The organism is Phyllobacterium sp., assembly GCF_037994405.1.
Taxonomy (GTDB): domain Bacteria; phylum Pseudomonadota; class Alphaproteobacteria; order Rhizobiales; family Rhizobiaceae; genus Phyllobacterium.
Genome location: NZ_JBBNAN010000361.1, coordinates 1 through 3,965 on the forward strand (window position 1 = coordinate 1; position 3,965 = coordinate 3,965).

Sequence of the window (3,965 nt, forward strand, 5' to 3'; positions counted from 1 at the left end):
TGGCGATCATCCGACGGTGCTCTGCGGCACCGATCGTGGCCCAACACCCGTCGAATGGCTGCTCCACGCGCTCGCCACCTGCCTGACCGCCGGCATCGCCAATATTGCGGCGGCCCGAGGCGTAAAACTCACGAAGGTGCACTCCTACGTCGAGGGTGACATCGATCTACGCGGCATCCTCGGCATCTCGGACGACGTCCGCAACGGCTACCAGAACGTCACGATTCGCTTCGAGATCGAAGGCGACGCGCCCTCTGAAAAGATGCAGCAGATCCTCGATCAGGCGCAGGCTCGGTCGGCGGTATTCGACGTTCTGACCAACGGCGTCCACGTCTCGGTCGGCATAGCGTCGGTCCAGTAGCACTGGTTGTCCTCATGCGCTCCGGCGGCACAACGCCGGATCGCCCTCTCACCAAGGAAGAAGATCATGTACGCAACCGATGTCGCTATCATCGGCGGTGGCCAGGCGGGCCTTGCAATGAGCCGTTGCCTTTTCAACCGCGGTATCGGCCATCTCGTCTTCGAACGCGGCGCGATCGGCGGTCGTTGGCAAAGCCACGCCTGGGATTCGCTACGGTTGCTCACGCCAAATTGGTTGAACCTGCTGCCTGAGGCTCCCTATGAAGGCAACGACCCCGACGGGTTCATGTTGCGGGATGACTACGTATCGCACTTGCGCGACTACAGCGCTGCCTTCGGCGCGCCCGTCATGGAGCAGACTGCCGTCACCTCGGTAACGCATGGACCGGCCGGATTCCAGATAGCCACCGATCGAGGCAATTGGCGCGCGCGGGTTGTTGTAGTCGCCACGGGTCAGTGCGATCTGCCCAATCTTCCGGGCATCGCCCGTTTCATCGATCCTCGCGTGACCAACTTGCATTCCCACGGATATCGTTCGCCGCTCGTCATACCCGACGGCGGCGTGCTTGTGGTTGGCGCGTCGTCCTCCGGCGTTCAGATCGCCGATGAACTGCGACGCAGCGGGCGTGACGTGACGTTGGCGGTCGGCCGACATACGCGGCTGCCGCGCACCTGGCGCGGGCGCGACATTTTTTGGTGGCTTGATCGGATGGGTGTGCTCGCAGAAAGGACTCGCGACCTGGCGGATCCGGACGCCGCCAAGCGCCAGCCGTCATTGCAGCTGGCCGGCCGTCCGGATCGTGCCAACATTGATTTGGCCACGCTGCAGGGCATCGGCGTCAAGCTTGTTGGACGAGTGGCCGCGGCCGAAGGGGACGCTATCGCGTTCGCGGATGATCTTGCTTCCAGCGTCGCGTCAGCCGAAGTCAAGCAGCGACACCTTCTCGCAAGGATTGACGCCTTTGCCGGTCTCGATCGCCAGGCTCCCCATGTCGGCATCGAGCCGGTCGATCTGTCACGGGCTGCGCCACGCCGACTGTCTCTCGCGGCCGGCAATATCCGCACCATCGTGTGGGCGACGGGCTATCGACGAGCCTTTCCTTGGCTGAAGATCGCCGCGCTCGGCCCCGATGGCGAAATCGCCCACCGGGACGGTGTGACGGCGGTCCCCGGCCTCTATGCCCTTGGGTTTCGCCTGCTGCGCAAGCGCGACTCTAACTTCATCGGCGGCGTCGCATCGGACGCCGTCGAGCTTTCGCAATGCATTTCCGCATTTCTCGACCAGCGCGACCGAAGGGCCGCATGAGGAGGTATCCATGCTGCACGTTCCCGGATTCAAACCCTACTATGATGTCATCATCGTCGGCGCCCGGTGCGCCGGTGCGGCAACGGCCCTCCTGCTAGCCAAGGGAGGCATGCGGGTGCTCGCAATCGACCGTCATGGCTATGGCAGCGACACGCTCTCGACCCACGCATTGATGAGGCCTGCCGTGATGCAACTATCGCGCTGGGGTCTGCTCGAGCCGTTGATCCGCGGTGGAGCGCCTGTGATCACCTCGACCACCTTCCATTACGGCAAAGAAGAGGTGGCGATCCCCATCCGGTCGGAACTGAGCATTCCCGGGCTGATCGCTCCGCGTCGCACAGTGCTCGACCGCGTGCTCGTGGATGCCGCGCGCGACGCTGGCGCAACGATCCTCCATGATGTTGCCGTGCAAGATCTGAACGTCGACGTCGACGGCCGGGTGCGTGGTGTCGTGCTGAAGGATGCGGACGGTCGCGCCAGGACGCTTGCAGCGGGCCATGTGATCGGCGCCGACGGCCTCGGCTCCATGGTGGCCCGCAAAGTTCAGGCCGCGACCCTTATCAGCGGGCGGGCTTCGGTGGCCCACATTTTCGGTTATGCAGCCGCGCCAGAGCTTTCGGGTTACCACTGGTACTTCCAGCCGGGCGTGAGCGGCGGAATGATACCGACTAATAACGGCCTGGCCTGCATCGTTGCCTCCGTACCAACGAGCCGATTCGACACGGAGTTCAGGTGCAACCTCTCGGCGGGTCGGCTTTCCGCGCTGATGGCCTTGGCACCGACCCTCGCCAGGCATGCCGCCGCGCATGATGTCGGAAGGCTTAAGGCGTTCCGCGGCACGCAGGGCATGTTACGGCAGGCCCATGGTCGGGGCTGGTTGCTGGTGGGGGACGCAGGGTTCTTCCGAGATCCGCTCACCTCGCACGGCATTTCGGATGCGCTGAGAGACGCGGAAGGGGCTGCTTTGGCTATTCTTTCGGGCTCAGCATCTGGACTGGCGCGCTTTCAGAACGAACGTGACAGCCTCGCCTTACCGATCCTAGAAGCCACCGACGCGATCAGCGCGTTTGATTGGTCACTTGCGGAATTACCGGAAAGGCACAAGCGATTCAGTGACGCCATGAAAGCCGAAATCGCCGTGCTGACCAGCCGATCGGCCCGCGATCAAGTGATCCCGGTCGCACCGACAACCGCACGGCCTCCGGCCGTCGCAGCGATCTGACACCCTCGACCAAGGAGACCAGATATGAACGACACGAACATTCGATCCGGATGGTCCGGTACCCGTTTCGGTAAGCCGAAAGTCGGCGCGAACGCAGAACGCCGGCGCGTCACTCGCGCACGCGATATCATCGCCTTCACTGAAATGACCGGTGACCGCAATCCGCTCCATTATGACGAAGGCCTTGCCTCGCGCTCGATATTTGGACGCCTCATCGTCCAGGGCGGCGTCACGTCAGGGCTTCTGAATGCGCTCGTTGCCGAGGATCTGCCCGGACCGGGCACGGTCTTCCTCGGTGTCGAGTGGAAATTTGTCAAGGCGGTGGGCGTAGGCGAAGAGATCGTGGCCCGGGCCGAGGTTCTGGACGTTCGCGACGATAAACCGATTTGCACGCTGGCGACGACCATCCTCAACGCCGCCGGGGAAACCTGCGTTTCCGGTACGGCGACGACCTATACTGTAGCGCTCGAATGACGCTCCCGTCACGCCCACGGTCCGTGCAAGCCCCGCCGCGCCGCGGCGGGGCTTTTGTTTGCGCCCATTCAACAAGCGGCGGTGGTGCGGCGGCATTCAACTCAGGCGATTGTCGCATTTTCTATGCCGGCGCACACGGGAGTTCCAAAGCCATGGGCCGCGAAAAACGAACCCCAGGGGCGCGGCGGTTCGCACCGAGCAACCATCGGCGATTCCGAAATGAATCCTGTCGGCCATGTTCGTCCGACGGCTGGTTTTCGTGTCCCGGGCGATATGTATGCGCCAAGAGCGGGCACGCTTGAATGATCTGCCGTACCACATGCTGCGCGACATCGGCATTTGGCCGTTCCGAGATCCTGACCATCACCGGATTTGGCGCGAAGGAACTGTCAAGGAGGCCGCGTGGCTGAAGGACGATGGATGCTTAATCCATCCCGCCTTCACCATTCGCGAAATACTGGGCGGCGTTGCACGGCAATCGTCGCCTAAAGGAAATCAGAAAGAGCCGTCCTCTTGGTTTCCATGCTCGCTCAAACGCTGGATACCATGCTGCAGCCGCATGCTCCGAACATGCTGCGGAATAACCGCTGCCCAACAAAGGAG

Annotated in this window: 5 protein-coding genes; all 5 read left to right on the forward strand. The window is 62.8% G+C overall.

Annotation, left to right across the window (positions count from 1 at the left end; genetic code table 11):
* Nucleotides 1–361: OsmC family protein (locus AAAC48_RS20000; protein WP_340655863.1), on the forward strand; the 361-nt coding region annotated here is incomplete at its 5' end.
* A gap of 66 nt (nt 362–427) precedes the next feature.
* Nucleotides 428–1,666 (forward strand): NAD(P)/FAD-dependent oxidoreductase, encoded by a 1,239-nt coding sequence (locus tag AAAC48_RS20005; protein ID WP_340655864.1) that lies wholly within the window; start codon nt 428–430, stop codon nt 1,664–1,666.
* Nucleotides 1,667–1,676: 10 nt separating this feature from the next.
* Nucleotides 1,677–2,888, forward strand: a complete 1,212-nt coding sequence (locus tag AAAC48_RS20010) for an FAD-dependent monooxygenase (protein ID WP_340655865.1) — start codon at nt 1,677–1,679, stop codon at nt 2,886–2,888.
* A 24-nt stretch (nt 2,889–2,912) separates the two neighbouring features.
* The gene (locus AAAC48_RS20015) at nt 2,913–3,362 is read left to right on the forward strand and encodes a MaoC family dehydratase (protein ID WP_340655866.1); all 450 of its coding nucleotides are present in this window, start codon (nt 2,913–2,915) and stop codon (nt 3,360–3,362) included.
* Nucleotides 3,363–3,660: 298 nt separating this feature from the next.
* The coding region (locus AAAC48_RS20020) for a hypothetical protein (protein WP_340655867.1) at nt 3,661–3,965 on the forward strand (305 nt) is incomplete at its 3' end.